General features: G+C 76.1%; 1 protein-coding gene. It reads right to left on the reverse strand.

Annotated features, from left to right (window positions below; translation table 11 throughout):
- Positions 1-1,625: ATP-dependent helicase HrpB (gene hrpB, locus V7067_RS10925; RefSeq protein ID WP_334175933.1), on the reverse strand; the 1,625-nt coding region annotated here is incomplete at both ends.

Below are 1,625 nucleotides of genomic sequence, written 5' to 3' on the forward strand. Positions count from 1 at the left end.
CCCTTGTCGCGCGGGCGCGACATGCGCACCGGCGGGGCGCTGACCGGGTCTTCCGGCCAGTTGTGGCGGGGATAGCGGCCGCGCAGGTCCGCCCGCACATCCGCCCACGAGCCGCGCCAGAACCGCGGCAGGTCGGCGGTGAGCTGGATCGGCCGGCTGGCCGGCGACAGCAGTTCCATCAGCAGCGGCACACCGGCAACCTGCGGGTGCCTGTCGAGGCCGAACAGATCCTGCACCCGCACGGCAACGGTCGGCTGCGGCCGGTCGTAGTCGATCGGCACTTCGCGCCCGGCCGGCGTCAGAAAGGCGGGCGGCGCAAGACGGTCGAGTTCGGCCGTTCCGCCGCGCGGCATCAGCCCTTCCAGCGCGCGGCCCAGATCGGCGGGGGTGATGGCATCGAGCTTCAGGGCACCGGGCACATAGGGCAGCAGCCAGTCGGCGGCACCCGCCGCGAGAGCCTCGTCGCCGACATCCGGCCACGGCGCCCCGCGCGCGGCGTGCACGAAGGCGAGGCGGCCGCGCAGGCGGGCAAGCCCCGCCGTCCACGGCAGCACGCCGATGCCGAGCGCCTGAAGGCCGGCGGCCAGCGCCGCCGCCCCGGCCTCTGCCGGCACAGGCACGCTTTCTTCCGAAAGGACGAGCTTCTGCAGCCGGCGCACCTTGCGGGCGCGCACCGCGCGGGCGGCGCGGTCGAACGTCACCTCAAGCCCGCCGGAGATGCTGTCGGCAAACAGGGCCTCCAGATCCGCCCGCTCCAGCGGCGCAGCCAGCAGAATGCGCGGATTCTCGGCCGCCCCCTGCAACTCCGCCACCGCAAGATAGGGCGCACGGGCCAGCGCATCGGTCTCGTCCAGCCGGCCGCCGCGGCCGTTGGCAAGGCGGAAGCTGCCCGGCGCGCCGCGCGCCTGCGCCACGCGGTCGGGATAGGCGAGCGCCAGCAGGGCGCCGGCGTCCTCGCTGTCGCCGCCGCCCGGCGCGCCGCCGGCGGTCTGTGCAAAGCGGCGGGCCAGCGCGCGTGCCTGCTCCGCCCGGCGGCCGCGGTCGGCGCGAAACCGGCGCAGGCGTTCCCGCAGGTCGGTATCCGTGCCGCCAAGGCCGCGGTCGGACAGGATCGCCGCAATTTCCGCGGCCAGCCCCGCCTCGCCGCGCGCGCCGGCGCGCAGCACCATGTGACCGAGGCGCGGATGCAGCGGCAGGGTGCGCAGCCGGGCGCCCTCCGGCGTCAGCCGGCCGGCGGCATCGATCGCGCCGAGGCGGCGCACCAGATCGGCCGCCTCGGCAAAAGCCGGCGCCGGCGGCGGATCGGCAAAGCGCAGCGCCGCCGGATCGCTGACGCCCCACGCCGCCAGATCCAGCACCAGGCCGGCGAGATCGCTGTCGAGAATCTCCGGCCGGTCATGAGCCGGCAGCGCCGCCGTCTGCGCCTCCTCCCAGAGGCGGATGCAGAGGCCCGGCTGCGTGCGCCCGGCGCGGCCGCGGCGCTGGTCGGCAGCGGCGCGCGAGGCGCGCACCGTCTCAAGCCGGGTCAGGCCGGTGGCCGGCTCATAGACCGGCCGCCGCGTCAGCCCGCTGTCGATGACGATGCGCACGCCCTCGATGGTCAGCGAGGTCTCGGCAATGGCGGT

It is taken from the genome of Pseudoxanthobacter sp. (assembly GCF_036822375.1).
Taxonomy (GTDB): domain Bacteria; phylum Pseudomonadota; class Alphaproteobacteria; order Rhizobiales; family Segnochrobactraceae; genus Pseudoxanthobacter.